Consider the following 17,834-nt stretch of genomic DNA (forward strand, 5'->3'; position numbering starts at 1 on the left):
CTCACGGGGAGCCGGGCCGTTCGCCGTGTGACCGGGGGTCAGGCGCGCTTGCCGCTGCGGCGGCGCAGCATCACCAGGACGCCGGCGCCGAGCAGCACGGCGGCGCCGCCGCCGATCGCCAGCGGCATGCTCGACGAGCCGCCGCCGGTCGCGGCCAGCTCCGGGCCCTTCTTGGTCGCGGAGGGGGTCGCGGTCGGCTTCTGGGTCGGCCGGGTGTTGACGACGGCCTTCTTGCTCGCCGAGGCGGAGGCGCTCGGGGTCGCCTTCGCGGTCGCGGGGGTGCTCGCGGTCGCGGTCGGGGTCGCGGGCTTGGCGTCGGCCACGGTGAAGTTGAAGTCGCCGTAGCCCACGAACTGGGTGCAGGTGCCCTTGCCCTCCGGGGCGGCCGTCGCGTGGCCCTCCGCCGGCAGGTACTTGCCGGTGTCGTCGTCGATCGTGCCGGCGCCGCCGCTCTCCGAGCCGCCGTACTCGCCGGCCGGCGCGGTGGCGGTGGCGGCCAGGCGGAACTGGACGGTCAGGCTCTGGTCCTTGGCGAGCTGGTACTTGCCGGTGTCGATGATGTGCTCGGAGTTGCCGGTGCCGAAGGAGCGGGTCTTCCAGTCCTCACCGGGCACCTTGGTCTGGACGGTGAACGAACCGGCCGGCCACATGCCGTCCGCGAAGCCGATGTAGAAGGACGTGTCGAAGTCCTGGACCTCGCGGCCGGTGTTGTTGCGGAAGGTCACGGTCGACTCGACCGCGGCGCCGCCCTTGGTCAGGGTGGTCGGGGGCGTGGTGACCTTGGTGTCCAGCTCCTGGCTGTGGACGCCGTTGTAGCAGGCGTCCTTGCTCTCCGCGGTGGCGGAAGCGGTCCCGGCGCCGAGGCCGAGGACCAGCATGGCGGCGGCCGAGGCCGCGAGTATGCGGTGGGAGCGCATGGTGAGGTATCCCCCATAGTTCCGTGCGGAGGCGTTGTTTCGAGCACGCATGGGCGCGGCAGGCCTCGCAGGACGCGGATCCTATCGCCGCCCTGAGGCGGGTGGTGCGGAGGGGGGTGATGTGACGGAGGACGGGCGGCGAACCGGGGCGACCGCCCTGACCTGTCCGCATGCCGAACAGACCGTCAGGTCTGCTCTGGACCATCCGCAGCCTGACCGCTACGGTGATGGACGTCTTGTCGCAGGCAAACCGCCTGTGGACACGGGAGCTCGGAGCACCGGGCTGAGAGGGCGCTGAAAGGTACGTGCGAGCCGCGTACCGACCGCTGCGTCGACCGCAGGAACCTGACCGGGTAATGCCGGCGTAGGGAGTTAGAGGTCTCATGACCACGTTCGATGCACAGCAGAAGTCTGCCCCGGCCCAGGTGGAGAGCGGCGTCAGCAGCGCCACCACCGGCTACCCGACCCCGGCTTGGCGCAAGGCCTACCGTGACGGTTCCCGGCCCGACCTGCGGGTGCCGTTCAAGGAGGTCGTCCTCACCAACGGCAAGTCCGTTCCGCTGTACGACACTTCGGGCCCGTACACCGACCCCGCCTACCAGCCGGACGTGCGCCGGGGCCTGCCCGCGCTGCGCGACTCCTGGATCCGCCAGCGCGGCGACGTCGAGGAGTACGAGGGCCGCGAGGCCCGCCCCGAGGACGACGGCATCAAGCACACCTCCCCGCGCGGCGGGAACCTGCGCAACCTGGACGCGGTCTTCCCCGGCCGCCCGCGCCGCCCGCTGCGCGGGCGCGACGGCGCCGTCACCCAACTCGCCTACGCCAAGCGGGGGATCGTCACCCCGGAGATGGAGTTCGTGGCCCTGCGCGAGGGCATGGACCCGGAGTACGTCCGCTCCGAGGTGGCCCGCGGTCGCGCGGTCATCCCGCTGAACGTGAACCACCCCGAGGTGGAGCCGTCGATCATCGGCACCAACTTCCTGGTGAAGATCAACGCCAACATCGGCAACTCCGCCGTCACCTCCTCGATCGAGGAGGAGGTGGAGAAGATGACCTGGGCCACCCGCTGGGGCGCCGACACCGTGATGGACCTCTCCACCGGGCGGAACATCCACACCACCCGCGAGTGGATCCTGCGCAACTCGCCGGTGCCGATCGGCACCGTGCCGCTGTACCAGGCGCTGGAGAAGGTGGACGGCAAGGCCGAGGAGCTGAGCTGGGAGGTCTACCGGGACACCATCATCGAGCAGTGCGAGCAGGGCGTGGACTACATGACGGTGCACGCCGGCGTGCTGCTCCGCTACGTCCCCCTGACGGCCCGTCGGAAGACCGGCATCGTCTCGCGCGGCGGCTCGATCATGGCGGCCTGGTGCCTGGCGCACCACAAGGAGAACTTCCTCTACACCAACTTCGAGGAGCTCTGCGACATCCTGGCCCGCTACGACGTCACCTTCTCGCTGGGTGACGGCCTGCGGCCGGGCTCCACCGCGGACGCCAACGACGAGGCGCAGTTCGCCGAGCTGCAGACCCTCGGCGAGCTGGGCCGGATCGCCCGTGAGCGGGACGTCCAGGTGATGATCGAGGGCCCCGGCCACGTCGCGATGAACAAGATCAAGGAGAACATGGATCTCCAGAAGGAGATCTGCGACGAGGCGCCGTTCTACACCCTCGGCCCGCTCACCACGGACGTGGCCCCCGGGTACGACCACATCACCTCGGGCATCGGCGCGGCGATGATCGCCTGGTGGGGCACCGCGATGCTCTGCTACGTCACGCCCAAGGAGCACCTGGGCCTGCCCAACCGGGACGACGTCAAGACCGGCGTGATCACCTACAAGATCGCCGCCCACGCCGCCGACCTGGCCAAGGGCCACCCCGGCGCCTCGGCCTGGGACGACGCCCTCTCCGACGCCCGCTTCGAGTTCCGCTGGCAGGACCAGTTCGACCTGGCCCTCGACCCGGAGACGGCCCGCGCCTTCCACGACGAGACGCTGCCCGCCGAGCCGGCCAAGACCGCGCACTTCTGCTCCATGTGCGGCCCGAAGTTCTGCTCGATGAAGATCTCCCAGAAGATCCGCGCCGAGCACGGCGACGGCTCCAGCGCCGTGGCCACCGACTTCGACGCCGAGGCCCTGGCCGGCATGCAGGCCAAGTCCGAGGAGTTCGCCGCCGCCGGCAACCGGGTCTACCTCCCGCTCGCCGACTGACGCGGCGTCACCGAGCCGCGCTGCTCCGGGGGGAGGAGGGGACTCCCCGGGGCGGCGCTCCGGCATGTGACCGGGAAGCTGCGGAGCCGGTGACTGCCGAGGCGCCCTTGCCCGAGGTGGCGCTCGGGGCGGCGGCGGTCGTCAGGCCGGGATGCTCTCGTAGCGCACCGGGCGGCACGGGTCGGGGAGCAGGTAGCCGTCCGGGGAGACGTTCAGCGGGCCGTCGTCGATCAGGCCGCGCTGGAGCGCGCGGTAGCCGGCCTGGAAGCGGCTGGTGGCGTCGAGCTCCTGCATGATCTCGGCGATGTGCTTGCGGCAGGTGCGCACCGACATGCCGAGCGAGCGGGCGATCACCTCGTCCTTGAGGCCGTCGGCCATCAGCCGGAGCACGGTGCGCTTGGCGCTGCTCAGGCCGGAGTCGGCCGGCCGGGGCGGGCGGTGCGGGGTGAGGAAGGGATTGCTCCAGCGCCAGACCCGTTCGAAGTCGTCGGCGAGCAGCCGGACCAGGGTGGGTTCGCGGATCAGCAGCGCCCGTTCCGGGTGCTCCCGGTCGCCGACGAAGGCCGTCTTCCGGTCGAAGATGATCATCCGGGTGAAGTCCTCCCCGAAGATCCGCACCTCCGCGCCCTTGCGGGTGACCTCGTGGACGTAGTCCCTGGTCGGCCCGGAGAAGGCGGCGGTGTGCTGGTAGATCGTCCGCATCCGCAGGCCGCGCTGGAGCATCGCGAGCGCGCGCGGGGTGGCCTCGGCCAGCATCTCGCGTTGGCGCCCGCCGCCGGGTTGGGCGGTCAGGATCTCCTGGTGGCACTGGGCGCTCGCGGCGTCCAGTGCGGTGCGCACCGCGTCCAGGTCCTCCAGCACCTCGATCGAGGTGGTCGGCAGCTCGGGTGCCGTGCTGTGCTCCTCGTACACCGGGAGCAGCGCGGTGAGCTCCTCGCGGACCCGGGTGACGTCCAACTTCTGTAGCAGGATGGCCATTTCGACCGGCGCGAGCAGGTTGGTGAGGGCCGTGGAGGGGTTCACCGCGGCCCAGCCGCCGGCCTGGGGCTGGAGCAGGTGCATGGCCACCAGCTCATCCACCAGGGCGCCGGCCTCGGACTCCGTGACCCCGGCGGCCTCGGCGGCCGCGGAGAGGGTGAGGGTGCCGGTCTCCAGGGCCAGCCGGTAGACGACCACGCTGGCGGAGCTGAGCGAGGGCAGGAGTCGGGCGGGTCCGGCAATCGGCAAGATCACGATGTCAACCTCGTGTGGTGGGGGGCGACTCGGCTGCTGGTCGAGGCAGTTCGCATGCGGGTGGGCGAGCTGCTTGTTGTTGCAACTATCTGCCAGAGGGCCGGAGTTGTGTCACCTCCAAGGGAAGCCTTAACACGGCTTTCATACTCCGTGGACGAATCGTGCAGAAGCTACCGACTTGAGGTAGTCCGGGGCGTGGTGTCCGAGGTCTCCCCTCACCTTGCTGCAGTTCAGGTTCATGCGACCCCGAAGGACTCCCGGATCGGCCCGGGGTTCGCCCAAGCTGATGTTCCAAGCGTTCCCCAACCCGGCGAAAGCGAGGCAGAACATGCGCCCATTCCGTCACTTCCTGCTGCGGCTCGCAGCCCTGGCCGTCGTCTCGGCGGGCACCGTCGCCCTCCTTCCCGGGGACCCGGGCTGGGGCTGACCGTCCGTCAGCTCGACTGCCCGAACCGTCCGTACACCGAGTCCGGCAAGAGGAGAGAGCACGAGATGACCGACGTGACAGAGGACCAGCCGCACGTGGTGGCAGGTCTGCCGGCCGCGGCGCGGCTGGGGCTCGAATTCGACGTCGACCGACTGGCCGCCGACGTCGCGGAGCTGCGTCGGCAGGCCTGGAGCCTGCAGCGCACCTACGGCGCCGACGGCGTGATCGGCGAGGCGCCGATCGACTGGCGGGTGCTGCCGCTGCGCAGCCCCGGCGGCGACCCGGACCGCACCGACCCGGGCGGCCCCGGGCTGGTGGACTTCGCCCCGACCGACTGGCTGGCCCAGGCCCCTTACCTGGCCGAGGTGTTGGAGACCATCCCGGCGGAGATCCGCAGCGCCCGGCTGATGGCGCTCGGCCCCGGGGCGGCCTCAGCCGAGCACTACGACAACAAGTACGGCGTCGCCTGGGGCACCGCCCGGGTGCACGTCCCGATCATCACCCACTCCGAGGCCCGGATGTACATCGCGGGCGAGCTGCAGCAGTGGCAGCCGGGCACCTTCTGGTTCGGCGACTTCAGCCGCACCCACAAGGTGGAGAACTCCGGCACCGAGACCCGGGTCCACCTGGTGATCGACACCCTGCCGAGCAAGGAGCTGTTCGCGCTCTTCCCGGACGCGGTGCGGGACGCGGTCGACCCGGTCGACATCGTCTTCGACCGGGGTCGCAAGCCGCTCACCGAGGCCGAGTCCGAGGCCGCGCTGGTCAGCTTCGAGCTGCCCGCCTCGTTCGCCAACTGGGAGGAGGAGGAAGGCGAGTTCCTGCGCCCGCAGGAGCAGCTGGCGGCCGCCGTCGAGCGGGACGGCGAGCACCTCGTGCTGACCCTGGCGGGCAAGCCGGAGTTCCGGCTGGTGCACCTGGACGGCCTGGAGTTCCGCTTCGCGGGCTGGACCGAGGAGCGCACCGTGCAGGTCGTCCCGGACGGCGACACCCCGCGGGTGGTGCTGCGCACCCGCAAGGGCGCCGAGGTGCAGCAGGCCGAGTTGGCTGCCCGGCGCGGCTGACCCGCCGTCACGCACGGCTGGGCCACCGGCCGCTCTCAGAGACAGGACCCCACCGGTATGACACTCACCTCGGCCTTCGCCGACTTCCGGGGCGGACTCCCCGCTGACGACTGGAACACCCTGGCCGCCGACCGGCTCTACTCCTCCGCGGACTGGCTCCGGTTCTGTGCGACCGACATCGGCGGGACCACCACCACCGGCAGGCTGCACGTGGCCGTGGGGGAGGAGGGCACCGCGGCGGTGCCGGTCACCGCCGTCGAGCACGAGCCCAACTCCTTCTACCAGTGGGAGTCCCACCTCGAGCCGCTCGGACTCTCCGGCGGCGGGGCGGCCGGCCTGCTGCTCGGCCAGCGCCGCGGCTACCAGACCCACCTGCTGGCCTCCCCCGGCCTCGGGCGGGAGCGGGCCGCCGCGGCGCTGTTCGAGCAGGTCCAGAAGCTCCGGTCGGAGCTGGCCGGATCGGACCTGCTGCCCTCCGCCGCCGGGGACCGGCCGGTGCCGGCCTTCGGCCTCTTCCTGACCACCGAGGACGTGCTGGCGCTGCGGGCCGCAGGGGCCGCCGGACCGCCGCTGCTGCTGGCGGCGGACGCCTGGATCCCGATCCCCGAGGGCGGTTGGACGGAGTGGCTGACCGGCCTGCCGTCCAAGCGCCGGATCGACATGGTCCGACGGGACGTCAAGCGCTTCGAGGAGGCGGGCTACCGGATCACCGAGTCCACCCTGGGCGAGTCCGCCCGGGTGGCGGCCGAGCTGCTGGTCGGCACCCAGGCCCGGTACGGGCACGGCGCCGATCCGGAGGTGCTCACCGAGTCGTTCCGCCGGCAGGCGGCCGCGATGGGCGACGCCGCCCGGGTGGCGTTCTGCGGCCGGGAGGGCGAACCGCCGGTCGGCTTCTGCCTCTACTACGTCTGGGGCGACACCACCTACCTGCGGGCGGCCGGCTTCGACTACGAGCGGCTCCAGGACGCCTGCGAGTACTTCAACACCGTCTACTACGCGCCGATCCGGGCCGCGGCGGAGGCCGGCTGCCGCTGGGTGCACGCCGGGATCGAGGCGGCCGACGCCAAGGCCCTGCGCGGCGCCGAGCTGCGGCCGCTCTGGCTGCTCGACCTGGCCGGGGACAGCCCGCTGGCCGCGCACGACGCGACGTTCCGGGCGCACAACGCGGCCGAGCTGGCCAAGCTCACCGGGGCCTCCGGGGCGGTCGCCAAGGCGGTGGTCGGCGAGAGCTTCGCCCCGTTCTGCTGACCTGCACCCACCCCTTCACCCCCTTCACCTCCGTCACCGGACTCGCCCGATGGGATCGTCATGCCCTCCGAACTTCCGCGCCGCACCCAGGCGTTGGTCATCTCGCCGGACTTCGGCCGGTTCTGGCTCGGCCAGGCGCTGGCCAATCTGGCGGGCAAGGGCATCACTCTGCTGATCCCGCTGGTGGCCGTGGTCGCCCTGGACGCCGGCCCGACCGAGGTCGGCCTCCTGAACGCGGCGCAGTTCCTGCCGCTGCTGGTGTTCACGCTGTTCGCCGGGGCCTGGCTGAGCGGCCGTCCGCACCGCCCGGTGCTGATCGCCGCGCACACCGCCAACGCGGTGCTGCTGGCCCTCGTCCCGCTGGTCACCGCGCTCGGCGGCCTCGACATCCGGCTGCTCTACGCGGTGGTCTTCGCGATCGGCGCGATCACCTGCTTCGCCGACGTCTGCGCCCTCGCCTACGCCCCGGCGCTGGTGGACGGCGAGCGGCTGGTGGTGGCCAACAGCCGGTTGGAGACCACCTACGCGCTGGCCACCGTGGCGGCGCCCGGGGTGGGCGGCATCCTGCTGGGCGCGCTCGGCGGCTCGCTCTCCCTCTCCCTCGGGGTGGCGGCCTACCTGCTGGCGGTGCTCTCCTTCACGTTGATCCGGCACCGGGCGGCCCCGGCCGTCCCGGCGGGGGCCGCGGCTCCCCGGGCCGGGATCGTCCGGCTCGTCCGGGAGGGCCTGGCGTTCTCCTGGCGGGTGCCGCTGCTGCGCCGGCTCACTCTTCAGGCGGCCTGGTTCAACCTGTTCGAGCAGGCCGTGCTCACCCTCTACCTGGTCTACGCCGTCAAGGAGTTGGACTTCTCCCCCGGCCTGCTCGGGGTCACGATGATCATCGGCGGGGCGGGCTCGGTGCTCGGCTCGATGGCCGCCGCCCGGATCGGTCGCGGGCTCGGCGCGGCCCGCACCCTGATCGCCGGGATCGGCCTGGCCTCGGCCGGACCGCTGGTCTTCCCGCTGGTCTCCGGCCCGGTCTGGCTGACCGCCGCGCTCTGCACCGCCTCCTTCGTGGTCTACGGCTTCGGCCTGACCGTCTTCAACATCTTCAGCCTGACGGCCCGTCAGCGCACCACCACCGAGGAGCTGCTGGCCCCGGCCTCCGCCACCAACCGCTTCGTGGCCTTCGGCACCATCGGCATCGGCGCCGCCCTCGGCGGCGCGGCCGGCAGCTGGCTCGGCCTACGGCCGGCCCTGCTGGTGGCGGCGGTGGCCCTGCTGCTCGGCTGGCTGGTCTTCGCGGTCACCCTGATCCGCTCCGGCTCGGACGGCGAGGGCGGCCGGCACGAGGACCCGGCCTCCGCCCGGGACGCCGTCCCGGCCACCGCCTGACGACCCGTACCAGCACCCGTACCCGCGCACCCGTTCCGAGGCCGGCCGCGGACCCCACCCGCACCGGCCCCCCTGACCCACGGAGTGACGAATCATCATGCCTTCCGACCACCGGACCGAACCGCCCGAGAGCCTTCCCGACGCCCTGCTGCTGATGGGCGACCTGGTGGTGCTGGCCCGTCAGGGCCGCCTGATCACCGACGCCGTCCGGCGCGGCCTGGCACCGATCGCGGTGGTCAGCCCGGACACCGACCAGGACCGGCTGGCCGAGCTGCGGGCCGATCCGGCCAGTCCGCTGGCCGGGCTGGCCGAGGTGGTGCGGGTGGCCGACGCCAAGCCGTCCACCGTGGCCCCGGCGGTGGCGCCGCTGCTGCACCGCTACCGGGTGCGCGGGGTGATCTCGGTCGGCGAGGTCTTCGTCGAGCCGGTCGGCGTGCTGGCCGACGCGCTCGGCCTGCCCGGCACCGGCTCGGCGGCCGCGCTGATCTGCCGGGACAAGCTGCTCCAGCGGATCGCCGCCCCGGCCCACGCACCGGCCTGGCGGACCGTCCCGGCCGAGGACCGGGCCACCTTCGCACTGCCGGCCGGGGAGTTCCCGGTGGTGGTCAAGCCGGCCGGCCGGTTCTACAGCTCGGGGGTGCGGATGGTGCACACCCAGGCCGAACTGACCGAGGCGCTGGGGGCGTTGGCCGGACACGAGACCGCACTGGTGGAGGCCCGGGTCAGCGGCCCCGAGTACTCCGTCGAGGCGCTGGTGCAGGGCGGCGAGGTGATCTGGTCCGGCGTCACCGGGAAGGAGAGCAACGAGGCCGGCGGCCGCTACTTCACCGAGGTCGAGCACACCTCCCCGGCCGAGCTGGACGAGGAGGCCCGGGAGGCGCTGGTCACGGCCAACCGCGAGGTGCTCCGGCTGGTCGGCCTGCGGGACGGCATCACGCACGCCGAGTACCGGTACACCGAGCGCGGCGTGGTGCTGATGGAGGTGGCCGCCCGGCTGCCCGGGGACGGCATCACCTTCCTCTGGGAGCTGGCCACCGGCCAGGGTGTCGAGCCGGTGATGCTCGACCTGGCGCTCGGCGTCCCGGCCTCCTACCCGCAGCCCCGGCGGCGGGCCCGGCAGCACTTCCTGGAGCACGGGCACGGCATGCTGGCGGACGTCACGGCCGAGGGCGCCGAGGTGTACTGGACCGCCCGGGACGACCGCTGGCCGTCCTTCGCCCCGCTCGCCGCCGAGGCCCCGGCCGCGCTGCACGCGGTGCTGACCGGCCGCCGCCCCGGCGACCTGCTCGGCCCGCAGGTGGACTCCGGCCACCGCTCCGCCTCGCTGATCCTGGACGCCCCGCTGGGCGAGCCGATCGGCCAGGCCACCAAGACCTTCGCCGAGCGGGTCCGGGTCGTGGTCGACCCGGCACCGGCCGGCTGAGCCCCCGTCAGCACCCGAGCCGCCCGAACCGTCAGTACCCGGCGAACCAGTACCCGACGAACCAGTACCCGACGAACCAGTACCCGACGAACGCAGAGGAGAGGAACCATGTCCGCAACCACAACCGCCCCCGCCTGCCTGGTCTGTGACAGCCCGATCGAGGTCCAGCCCGGCTGGGAGGTCGGCGAGATCCTGGAGTGCGGGGCCTGCGGCCAGGAGCACGAAGTGGTCGAGAAGACCGACGCCACCGTGAAGGTCGAGCTGGCCCCCGAGGTCGAAGAGGACTGGGGCGAGTGAGCCGGGAGGCGGCCGACGTCCTGCTCTCGCTCACCATGCTGCGGCCGGAGGAGCGGCTGCTGCTGGACGCCCTGCGGGCCCGCGGCCTGACCGTGCGCACCGTGCTCCCGCCGGACCTGGCGGGCGTGCTGTCCGGCCGGGAGGCGGCGCCCCGGCTGGCGGTGCTGCGCAACCTCTCGCACCGGGAGGCGATCGGCACCGCTCGCCGGCTGGAGCAGGCCGGGGTGCCCACCTTCAACTCGGCCGCCGCCATCGAGGTCTGCAACGACAAGGGCCTGCAGGCCCTGCTGCTGGCCCGGCACGGCATCCCGCACCCGCGCTCGCTGCACGCCTTCACCCATGACCAGGTCCGGGAGGCGGTCGAGGAGCTGGGCTGGCCCTCGGTGGTCAAGCCGGTGAGCGGCTCCTGGGGCCGGGGCGTGGTCCGGCTGGTGGACGAGGAGTGCCTGGACGTCTGGACCGGGGCCCGCGAGTCGGTGGACGCGGCCGGGAAGCTCTTCCCGGTGCTGGTCCAGCAGTACGTGGAGAAGCCGGGCCACGACCTGCGGGTGGTGGTCGTCGGCCGCGAGCCGGTGGTCGCCTTCCGCCGGGTCTCCGAGGACTGGCGGACCAACACCCACCTCGGCGCCCAGGTAGAACGGGCCGAGCTGACCGAGGAGATGGCCAAGCTCTGCCTGGCCGTGGTGGACCAGCTCGGCGAGGGGTTCTACGGGGTCGACCTGATCGAGGACCGGGAGACCGGTGAGACCGCCGTGCTGGAGGTCAACGCCAACCCCGAGTTCGCCAAGTCCTCGGCCCGGCACGGCGTGGACGTGGCCGGCCGGCTGGCCGACCACCTCGCCGCGTCCCTGCTCGGCTGACCGGTCGGCCCCGCCACCGGGCGGGGCCGGCCGGAGCGGCCGACTCCCTTGCCACACCGACGAAGAGGGTTCGATGGAACTGTTCGACACGGCGGTCGTCCTGACCCGGGTGCTGACCTCGGGGACCGTGATGAGCATCGAGAAGAGTGACCGGGAACTGCCGGGTCTGGAACGGCAGTTGACCAAGATCACCGGCCGCCGGAAGGCGGTCCTGGTGAACACCAGGACCGCCGCCGTGCACGCCGCGCTGACCGGCCAGGAGATCGGGTACGGCGACACCGCCGTGCTGCCAGGCCTGGACGGACCGACCGCCGCCTTCGTCTCCTGGCTGGGCGTCACCGTGCGGGAGGACGGCGAGATCCCGTCCTTCGTGGAGATCTCGCTGGACGGCCACAACGCCCACCGGCTGGGCGAGTCGGCCCGCACCGGCCCGGCCGCCGCGGCTCCCGCCCTGGTGGTCGACCTCACCGGTCTCGGCTTCGGCCCGGCCGCGGCCGTGCTGACCGACGACCCGCGGCTCTGGGCCCGGGCCGAGCGGCTCAAGATCTTCGGTGCCTTCGACCTGCGCACCATGTGGACCCAGGAGGAGGAGAGCACCGAGCTCGTCCCCGGCGTCCAGTTCAACTACCGCCTCAGCCCGCTGGTGGCCGCCTGCGCCCGGCTGGCCCTCCTCCAGGCCGCGACCGCCGTCCCGGCCACGTCAGGAGCAACGACGTGATCACCGACTTCCCCGCCGCCCCGCTCCCGCTCCCCGACCCGGCCGAACTCGACGCCCAGCTGGCCGAGTTCGGCGGTGACCCGATCATCGCCAAGGAGCTGCGCCGGACGATCTTCCCGGTCATCACCAAGGAGGACGTGTTCGGGATGCTGCTCGCCCAGCGCGGCGATCCGCAGAAGGCCGTCGACGACTTCACCGAGGCGTACCGGGAGTACGTCGGCGCGCACCGGGCGCTGCCCACCGCCAGCGGCACCTCCAGCCTGCACCTGGCGCTGGTCGGTGCCGGGGTGCGGCCCGGCGACGAGGTGATCGTGCCGGCCTTCACCTTCATCGCCACTGCCCAGGCGGTGGTGGCGGCCGGGGCGGTCCCGGTCTTCGCCGACATCGACCCGGTCACCTACTGCCTGGACCCGGCCGCCGCCGCGGCCCTGGTCACGGAGCGGACCAGGGCCCTGATGCCGGTCCACGTGCACGGCCTGCCGGCCGACCTGCCGGCGCTGCGCGCCCTGGCCGACCGGCACGGCCTGGCCCTGGTGGAGGACGCCTCGCACGCCCACTCCGCCACCCAGCACGGCCGGGTGGCCGGATCGATCGGCGACGCGGCCGGCCAGAGCCTGATGGCCGACAAGAACTTCCCGCTCGGCGGCGAGGGCGGCATCGCCTTCTTCGCCACCGACGAGGCCCACCAGCGGGCCGTGGACTACCTGGAGCGGCACGGCATCGACTACCGGATGTCCTGGATCGCCGCCGCCTTCGGCAGCAGCCAGCTGCGTCGGCTGCCGTACTACGACGCCGTCCGGGCCCGGAACGCCAAGCTGCTCGGCGAGGCGCTGGAGGGGACCGGGCTGTTCCGCGCCCCGCACGTGCCCGAGGGCAGCACCCACGCCTACAACATGTACCGGGTCACCCTCACCCCCGAGGGCGTCGGCCTGGACGACCTGCCGGTGCACGCGGTGAAGGAGGCGGTGCACCGCCTGCTGGTGGCCGAGGGCGTGCCCGCCCGCGAGTGGCAGAACACCCCGATCCCCTGCCACCTGCCGTTCCGGCAGCGGGACGGCTTCGGCAACGGGTACCCGTTCACCCTCAACCCCGGCGCCGTCCGGGACCACCGCCCGGAGGACTTCCCGAACGTGGTGGCGATGCTGGAGAGCACGCTGGTGCTCTGCCGCGAGCTGCGCTCCCCGGTCGAGTACGAGCGCGCACTGCGCTACGCGGACGCCTTCCGCAAGGTGGCCCGCCGCCCGGACGCCATCCGCAAGCTCGCCACCGAGCAGGAGCACCTCCGCCCGCAGCAGAAGGCGGCCCGCCTTGGCTGAGCGACTTGCCTCCCAGGAGCGACGGTTCACCGTCGCCGTGCTCGGCGCCACCGGGTACACCGGCTCCGAGCTGATCCGGCTGCTGCTCGACCACCCCGCGGCCGAGCTGGTCTTCGTCTCCTCCGAGCGCTCGGCCGGCAAGACCGTCGGCTCGGTGCTGCCCTGGCTGCGCAACCACCCGGCCGCCGCCAAGCTGACGTACCGTCCGCTGGACGAGCTGCCCGAGGTGGACGTCGCCTTCGGCTGCCTGCCCGGCGGCGAACTCCCGGGCCGGATGGGCCTGGTGGCCGAGCGGGCCCAGCGCGTGCTGAACCTGGCCGGGGACTTCCGGCTGCGCGACCCGAAGCAGGCCGCCGCTCACTACCCGGCCTCGGCCCAGTGGACCGAGCCGTTCGCCTACTACGTCCCGGAGTTCGGCGAGCTGCCGACCGGACGCTTCGTCAACCTGCCCGGCTGCATGGCCGCCACCACCCTCTACGCCCTCCAGCCGCTGCTGGCGGCCGGGCTGATCGAGGACGACGTGGTGGTGGACGTGAAGACCGGCTCCACCGGCTCCGGCCGCAGGATCTCCGAGCACCCGGCCGAGCGCAGCGGAAACTTCCGGGTGCACAAGCCCTTCGGGCACCGGCACGGCCCCGAGGTGGCGCAGGCGCTGGCCGACCACGCCGGTGCCGTCCCCGACCTCCAGTTCTCCACCTACAGCCTGGACACCGCACGCGGCATCGTGGCCACCGCCTACAGCCGGCTCCGCGAGGGCGCCGGATCGCTCGAGGTCCGCCGGGCCTACGCGGCGGCGTACGGCGGCACGCCGTTCGTCCGGTTCCGCCCCGCTCCCAAGTCACCGCAGGACTTCCCGATGCTCAAGTCGGTGGTCGGCTCCAACGTGGCCGAGGTGGCTGTCGCGGTGCGCGGCACCCGGGTGGTCACGGTGGCCGCCCTGGACAACCTCCTCAAGGGCGCGGCCGGTCAGGCCGTACAGGCCTTCAACCGGCTGCACGGTCTGCCCGAGGCGACCGGCCTGCCGTTCACGGCGGTGGCCCCGTGACCCGGCCGCTGTACGTGGTGAAGCTCGGCAGCAGCACGCTGGACCACCCGGAGGTCTTCGCCGAGGTGGCCGAGCTGTCCCGCCGGGGCGCCCGGGTCCTGCTGGTCTCCGGCGGCGCGGCCGGGATCGAGCGGCACTACGGGGCGACCGGCCGGGCCATCCGCTGGCTGGAGCTGGCCAACGGCGACAAGGTCCGCTACCTGCCGCCCGACGAGGTGCCGCACGTGGTGGCGGCCTACGAGGAGCTGACCCTGCCGCTGGTGGCGCAGGGGCTGACGGCGCACGGGCTGACCGTCTTCACGGGCGTGGCGGCGCGGACCGGGCTGGTCTCGGGCAAGGCGAACCGGCCGCTGAAGGTGTCGGTGGACGGCAGGTCACGGGTCGTCAGGGACCACCGGGCCGGGGTGGTGGCGGCGGTGGACGGGGCGCGGCTGAGCGTGCTGCTGGACGCCTACGACGTGGTCTGCGTCAGCCCGCCGGTGCTCGACCTGGACGGCGGCGCCGCGCTCAACGTGGACGCCGACGTGCTGGCCGCCGAGCTGGCCAACGCCATCGGCGCCGACCACCTGCGGCTGGTCACCGGCACCGCCGGGCTGCTCACCGACCCGGCCGACCCGTCGGCCACCCTGCGCCACGCCCACCCGGGCGAGGCCGGGCGGTACGCGGGCGGCCGGATGAGGCAGAAGGTCCGGGCGGCCGAGCTGGCGCTGGCCGGCGGCGGCGCGGACGTGGCGATCACCGGCCCGCACGCGCTGGCCCGTCCGGCCGGGCGGACCAGGTTCTGGCGGGCCCCGGCCCCCGCGCCCGACCTCGAACTGCTGAGCCGCGCGGTGCAGGTCCCGTCCGTCTCCGAGGACGAGCGGGAGCTGGCCGAGTACCTGGCCGAGTGGGCCGCCGAGCACGGTCTGACCGCCCGGATCGACGAGGCCGGGAACCTGGTCGCGGCCAAGGGAGCCGGCCCGCGCCGACTGCTGCTGCTCGGCCACCTGGACACCGTGCCGCACCACTGGCCGGTCCGCTGGGAGGGCGAGACCCTGCACGGCCGCGGCAGCGTGGACGCCAAGGCCGCGCTGGCCGCCTTCCTGGAGGTCGCGGCCGAGGCCGAAGTGCCGGACGGCGCCCAGCTGTTGGTGGTCGGTGCGGTGGAGGAGGAGATCTCCTCCTCGCGCGGTGCCTTCCACGCTCGCGACCACTACCCGGCCGAGGCCGTGGTGGTCGGCGAGCCGAGCGGCTCCGGGGCGCTCACCCTCGGGTACTTCGGCCTGTTCAAGCTGCGGATCACCGCGACGGTGCTCAGCGGCCACTCGGCCGGCTACCACGCGCTCTCCGCGCCGGACGCGCTGCTCGGCGCGCTGGAGCGGATCCGGGCCGCGGTGCTCAAGGAGGCCCCGGAGGCCCTGGACGCGCTGATCTCGCTCGGCTCCGGCACCGAGCGGGAGGTCCAACGGGCCACCGCCGTACTGAACTTCCGGGTACCGCCGGGCGCCGATCTGGCGGCGGTGCGGAAGGCGGCGGCGGACCAGGCCGGCGACGGCGTGGAGGTGACCGAGCTGCGGGCCACCCCCGGCCACAGCGGCGGCCGGACCAGCACGCCGGCCAAGGCCTTCGCCCGGGCCTTCGCCAAGGCCGGCATCCGGCCCAGGTACCTGGTGAAGAAGGGGACTTCGGACATGAACACCCTGGCCACCGGCTGGCACGGCGTGCCGATGGTCGCCTACGGCGGCGGCGACGCGGCGCTGGACCACACCGACCGCGAGCACGTGACGGCCGAGGAGTACCGGACCGCGCGGACGGTGCTGGCCGGAGCGGTGGCCGAGTGGTTCGCGGCGGCCCCGGCCCGGGCGGAGGTGTCGTCATGAGTGTGCTGCAGGCCGAACTCACCGACGCCGAACGGACAGTGGCCGTTCTGGCCGACCGGGCCCGGGAGGCCAGGAAGCTGGTCATCGACATGGCCGCCACCCCCCGGGGCTGCCACCTCGGCGGCAGCCTCTCGGCCACCGACCTCCTGATCGCCGCGCTGCACCGGGCCGGGCAGGACGAGGGCGGCCACGTGGTGCTCAGCAAGGGCCACGCGGCGGCCGGCTTCTACGCCGCCCTGCACGTCAGCGGCATCCTGGAGGAGAACCCGGCCCCGCTCTACGCCGACCCGGCCCACCACTACACCGGACACCCCAACCACGCCGTCCCCGGCGTGCTGTTCCCCACCGGCAGCCTGGGCCACGGGCTGCCGTACGCGGCCGGCTGGGCGCTCGGCCTGCGGCTCTCGGGCCGTCCGGGGCTGACCTTCGCGGTGCTCGGGGACGGCGAGCTCCAGGAGGGGCTGGTCTGGGAGAGCTGCCAGGTCGCGGCGGCCCGACGACTGGGCCGGCTGGTGGTGTTGGTGGACCGCAACGGCGGCCAGAACGACGGGCTGGTGGCGGACATCTCGCCGCTGCCGAACCTCGCCGCGCGGTTCGCCACCTTCGGCTTCGAGACCGCCGAGGTGGACGGCCACGACCTGGGCGCGCTGCACACGCTGCTCGCCCCGGACCGTGACCCCGACGGCCCGCCGCTGGCGGTGGTCGCCGCCACCGTCAAGGCCAAGGGCGTCCCTGCCCTGGAGGGCAAGGCGGCCTCGCACTACGTCAGCGTCGACGCCGCCCGGGCGGCCAAGTGGAAGCGGTTCGTCCGATGACTGCCAGTCAACTCCTCGAAGAGCCGACGGTGTTGTCGGGCCGGGACGCCTACCGGGCCGAGCTCACCGTACTGGCCAGGACCGATCCGAGGATCCTCTGCCTGGAGGCCGATCTCGGCGGGCGCAAGCACCCGTTCGCCGAGGAGCACCCCGACCGGTTCTTCAATGTCGGGATCGCCGAGGGTGCGATGATCGACATGGCGGCCGGGCTGGCGCTGGCCGGATTCCGCCCGTTCGTCTCCACCTTCGCGCCGTTCGCCGCGCTGCGGGCCGCCGAGAGCCTCAAGCTGGCGCTCGGCTACCTGGGCGCCGGCATCAGCGTGGTGGCCCCGTACGCGGGGGTCTCGGGTGCCTGGTTCGGCACCACCCACCACTGCCTGGAGGACCTCGCGGTGCTCGGCGCCGTCCCCGGCGTGGTCATCGCCGCGCCGTACGGGGAGGCCGAGATGCGGGCGGTGATCCGGGCCGCCGCCGCCTCCGGGCGGCCGCACTGGATCCGCACCGGCCGCAGCGCCAACCCGGTCGGACTGCACCGGGACGGCGATGAGTTGGGCGCGCTGCGCTGGGACGCCACGCCGGAGGGCGCCGAGGTCTGCCTGGTCTCGGTCGGCGAGGTCGGCACCGAGCTCAGCCTGGCCGCCCACCGGGAGCGGCCGGAGCTGGCGCACGCCCACCTCTGCTACCTGGACCACGGTCACCTCACCGAGGCCGCCGCCCAACTGGCCGGACGGTACCGGCGGTTCGTGGTGGTCGAGGAGCACCGGGCGGCCGGCGGGGTGGCCTCGGCGCTGGCCCTGCTGCTCCGGCAGGCCACCGTGCACGGCGTCAACGCGGGCCAGGGCTGGCCGTCGCACGGCGGTGACCACGACCACGTGCTGGCCGAACTCGGCCTCGACCTGCCGGCCGTGCTGGCCGCCGCCGAGGCCGCCGCCCACGACTGAGCCCGAGCGGGCCGGCCTGCTGGCCTGACCGACGGACCGGCCAACCTGCCGACAGGGCAGGAGACTTCACCACTACAGCGCACATGAGGA

General features: G+C 73.4%; 15 protein-coding genes. 13 read left to right on the top strand and 2 right to left on the bottom strand.

The genetic code is table 11. The features are described 5' to 3' along the window. Positions 1 to 38: 38 nt before the first annotated feature. A complete protein-coding gene (locus ACZ6ZR_RS32635) occupies positions 39 to 917 on the bottom strand; it encodes an LPXTG cell wall anchor domain-containing protein (RefSeq protein WP_465648587.1) in 879 nt (292 codons plus the stop codon). Positions 918 to 1,300: 383 nt separating this feature from the next. On the opposite strand from ACZ6ZR_RS32635, the gene thiC reads away from it, so the two are divergent. After that, on the top strand, positions 1,301 to 3,124 hold the full coding sequence (gene thiC, locus ACZ6ZR_RS32640) for a phosphomethylpyrimidine synthase ThiC (RefSeq protein WP_465648588.1): 1,824 nt from the start codon (positions 1,301 to 1,303) through the stop codon (positions 3,122 to 3,124). Between the two features lie 141 nt (positions 3,125 to 3,265). On the opposite strand, the gene ACZ6ZR_RS32645 is transcribed toward thiC, so the two are convergent. After that, a complete protein-coding gene (locus ACZ6ZR_RS32645; RefSeq protein ID WP_465648589.1) occupies positions 3,266 to 4,357 on the bottom strand; it encodes a helix-turn-helix transcriptional regulator in 1,092 nt (363 codons plus the stop codon). A gap of 492 nt (positions 4,358 to 4,849) precedes the next feature. Between ACZ6ZR_RS32645 and ACZ6ZR_RS32650 the strand changes: the two genes are divergently transcribed. The 12 genes from ACZ6ZR_RS32650 to ACZ6ZR_RS32705 all read left to right on the top strand — a co-directional run bounded on the left by ACZ6ZR_RS32650 (position 4,850) and on the right by ACZ6ZR_RS32705 (position 17,744). Beyond that, the gene (locus ACZ6ZR_RS32650; RefSeq protein WP_465648591.1) at positions 4,850 to 5,848 is read left to right on the top strand and encodes an aspartyl/asparaginyl beta-hydroxylase domain-containing protein; all 999 of its coding nucleotides are present in this window, start codon (positions 4,850 to 4,852) and stop codon (positions 5,846 to 5,848) included. 57 nt (positions 5,849 to 5,905) lie between these two features. After that, positions 5,906 to 7,096, top strand: coding sequence for a GNAT family N-acetyltransferase (locus ACZ6ZR_RS32655; RefSeq protein ID WP_465648592.1), 1,191 nt, complete (start codon positions 5,906 to 5,908; stop codon positions 7,094 to 7,096). Positions 7,097 to 7,156: 60 nt separating this feature from the next. Further along, positions 7,157 to 8,470 (top strand): MFS transporter, encoded by a 1,314-nt coding sequence (locus ACZ6ZR_RS32660; RefSeq protein ID WP_465648594.1) that lies wholly within the window; start codon positions 7,157 to 7,159, stop codon positions 8,468 to 8,470. Between the two features lie 97 nt (positions 8,471 to 8,567). Continuing rightward, the gene (locus ACZ6ZR_RS32665; protein WP_465648596.1) at positions 8,568 to 9,893 is read left to right on the top strand and encodes an ATP-grasp domain-containing protein; all 1,326 of its coding nucleotides are present in this window, start codon (positions 8,568 to 8,570) and stop codon (positions 9,891 to 9,893) included. 108 nt (positions 9,894 to 10,001) lie between these two features. Beyond that, a complete protein-coding gene (locus tag ACZ6ZR_RS32670; protein WP_345288908.1) occupies positions 10,002 to 10,190 on the top strand; it encodes a lysine biosynthesis protein LysW in 189 nt (62 codons plus the stop codon). Beyond that, entirely contained in the window at positions 10,187 to 11,050 is an 864-nt protein-coding gene (locus tag ACZ6ZR_RS32675; protein WP_465648598.1) for a RimK family alpha-L-glutamate ligase, read from the top strand. The genes ACZ6ZR_RS32670 and ACZ6ZR_RS32675 overlap by 4 nt, the downstream gene beginning before the upstream one ends. 73 nt (positions 11,051 to 11,123) lie before the next feature. After that, on the top strand, positions 11,124 to 11,768 hold the full coding sequence (locus tag ACZ6ZR_RS32680; protein ID WP_465648600.1) for a PLP-dependent aminotransferase family protein: 645 nt from the start codon (positions 11,124 to 11,126) through the stop codon (positions 11,766 to 11,768). Next, positions 11,765 to 13,084, top strand: coding sequence for an aminotransferase class I/II-fold pyridoxal phosphate-dependent enzyme (locus ACZ6ZR_RS32685; RefSeq protein ID WP_465648601.1), 1,320 nt, complete (start codon positions 11,765 to 11,767; stop codon positions 13,082 to 13,084). Before ACZ6ZR_RS32680 ends, ACZ6ZR_RS32685 begins: the two co-directional genes overlap by 4 nt. Further along, positions 13,077 to 14,129: an N-acetyl-gamma-glutamyl-phosphate reductase gene (gene argC, locus ACZ6ZR_RS32690; RefSeq protein ID WP_465648603.1), complete on the top strand. Its 1,053-nt coding sequence runs from the start codon at positions 13,077 to 13,079 to the stop codon at positions 14,127 to 14,129. The genes ACZ6ZR_RS32685 and argC overlap by 8 nt, the downstream gene beginning before the upstream one ends. Further along, positions 14,126 to 15,988: a M20/M25/M40 family metallo-hydrolase gene (locus ACZ6ZR_RS32695; RefSeq protein ID WP_465648605.1), complete on the top strand. Its 1,863-nt coding sequence runs from the start codon at positions 14,126 to 14,128 to the stop codon at positions 15,986 to 15,988. Before argC ends, ACZ6ZR_RS32695 begins: the two co-directional genes overlap by 4 nt. Next, entirely contained in the window at positions 15,985 to 16,803 is an 819-nt protein-coding gene (locus tag ACZ6ZR_RS32700; RefSeq protein WP_465648607.1) for a transketolase, read from the top strand. Before ACZ6ZR_RS32695 ends, ACZ6ZR_RS32700 begins: the two co-directional genes overlap by 4 nt. Next, positions 16,800 to 17,744 carry a transketolase family protein gene (locus ACZ6ZR_RS32705; RefSeq protein WP_465648609.1) on the top strand — a complete coding sequence of 315 codons (945 nt, stop codon included), beginning with the start codon at positions 16,800 to 16,802 and terminating at the stop codon, positions 17,742 to 17,744. The genes ACZ6ZR_RS32700 and ACZ6ZR_RS32705 overlap by 4 nt, the downstream gene beginning before the upstream one ends. Positions 17,745 to 17,834 lie beyond the last annotated feature (90 nt).

Source organism: Kitasatospora sp. NPDC088742 (assembly GCF_055584905.1).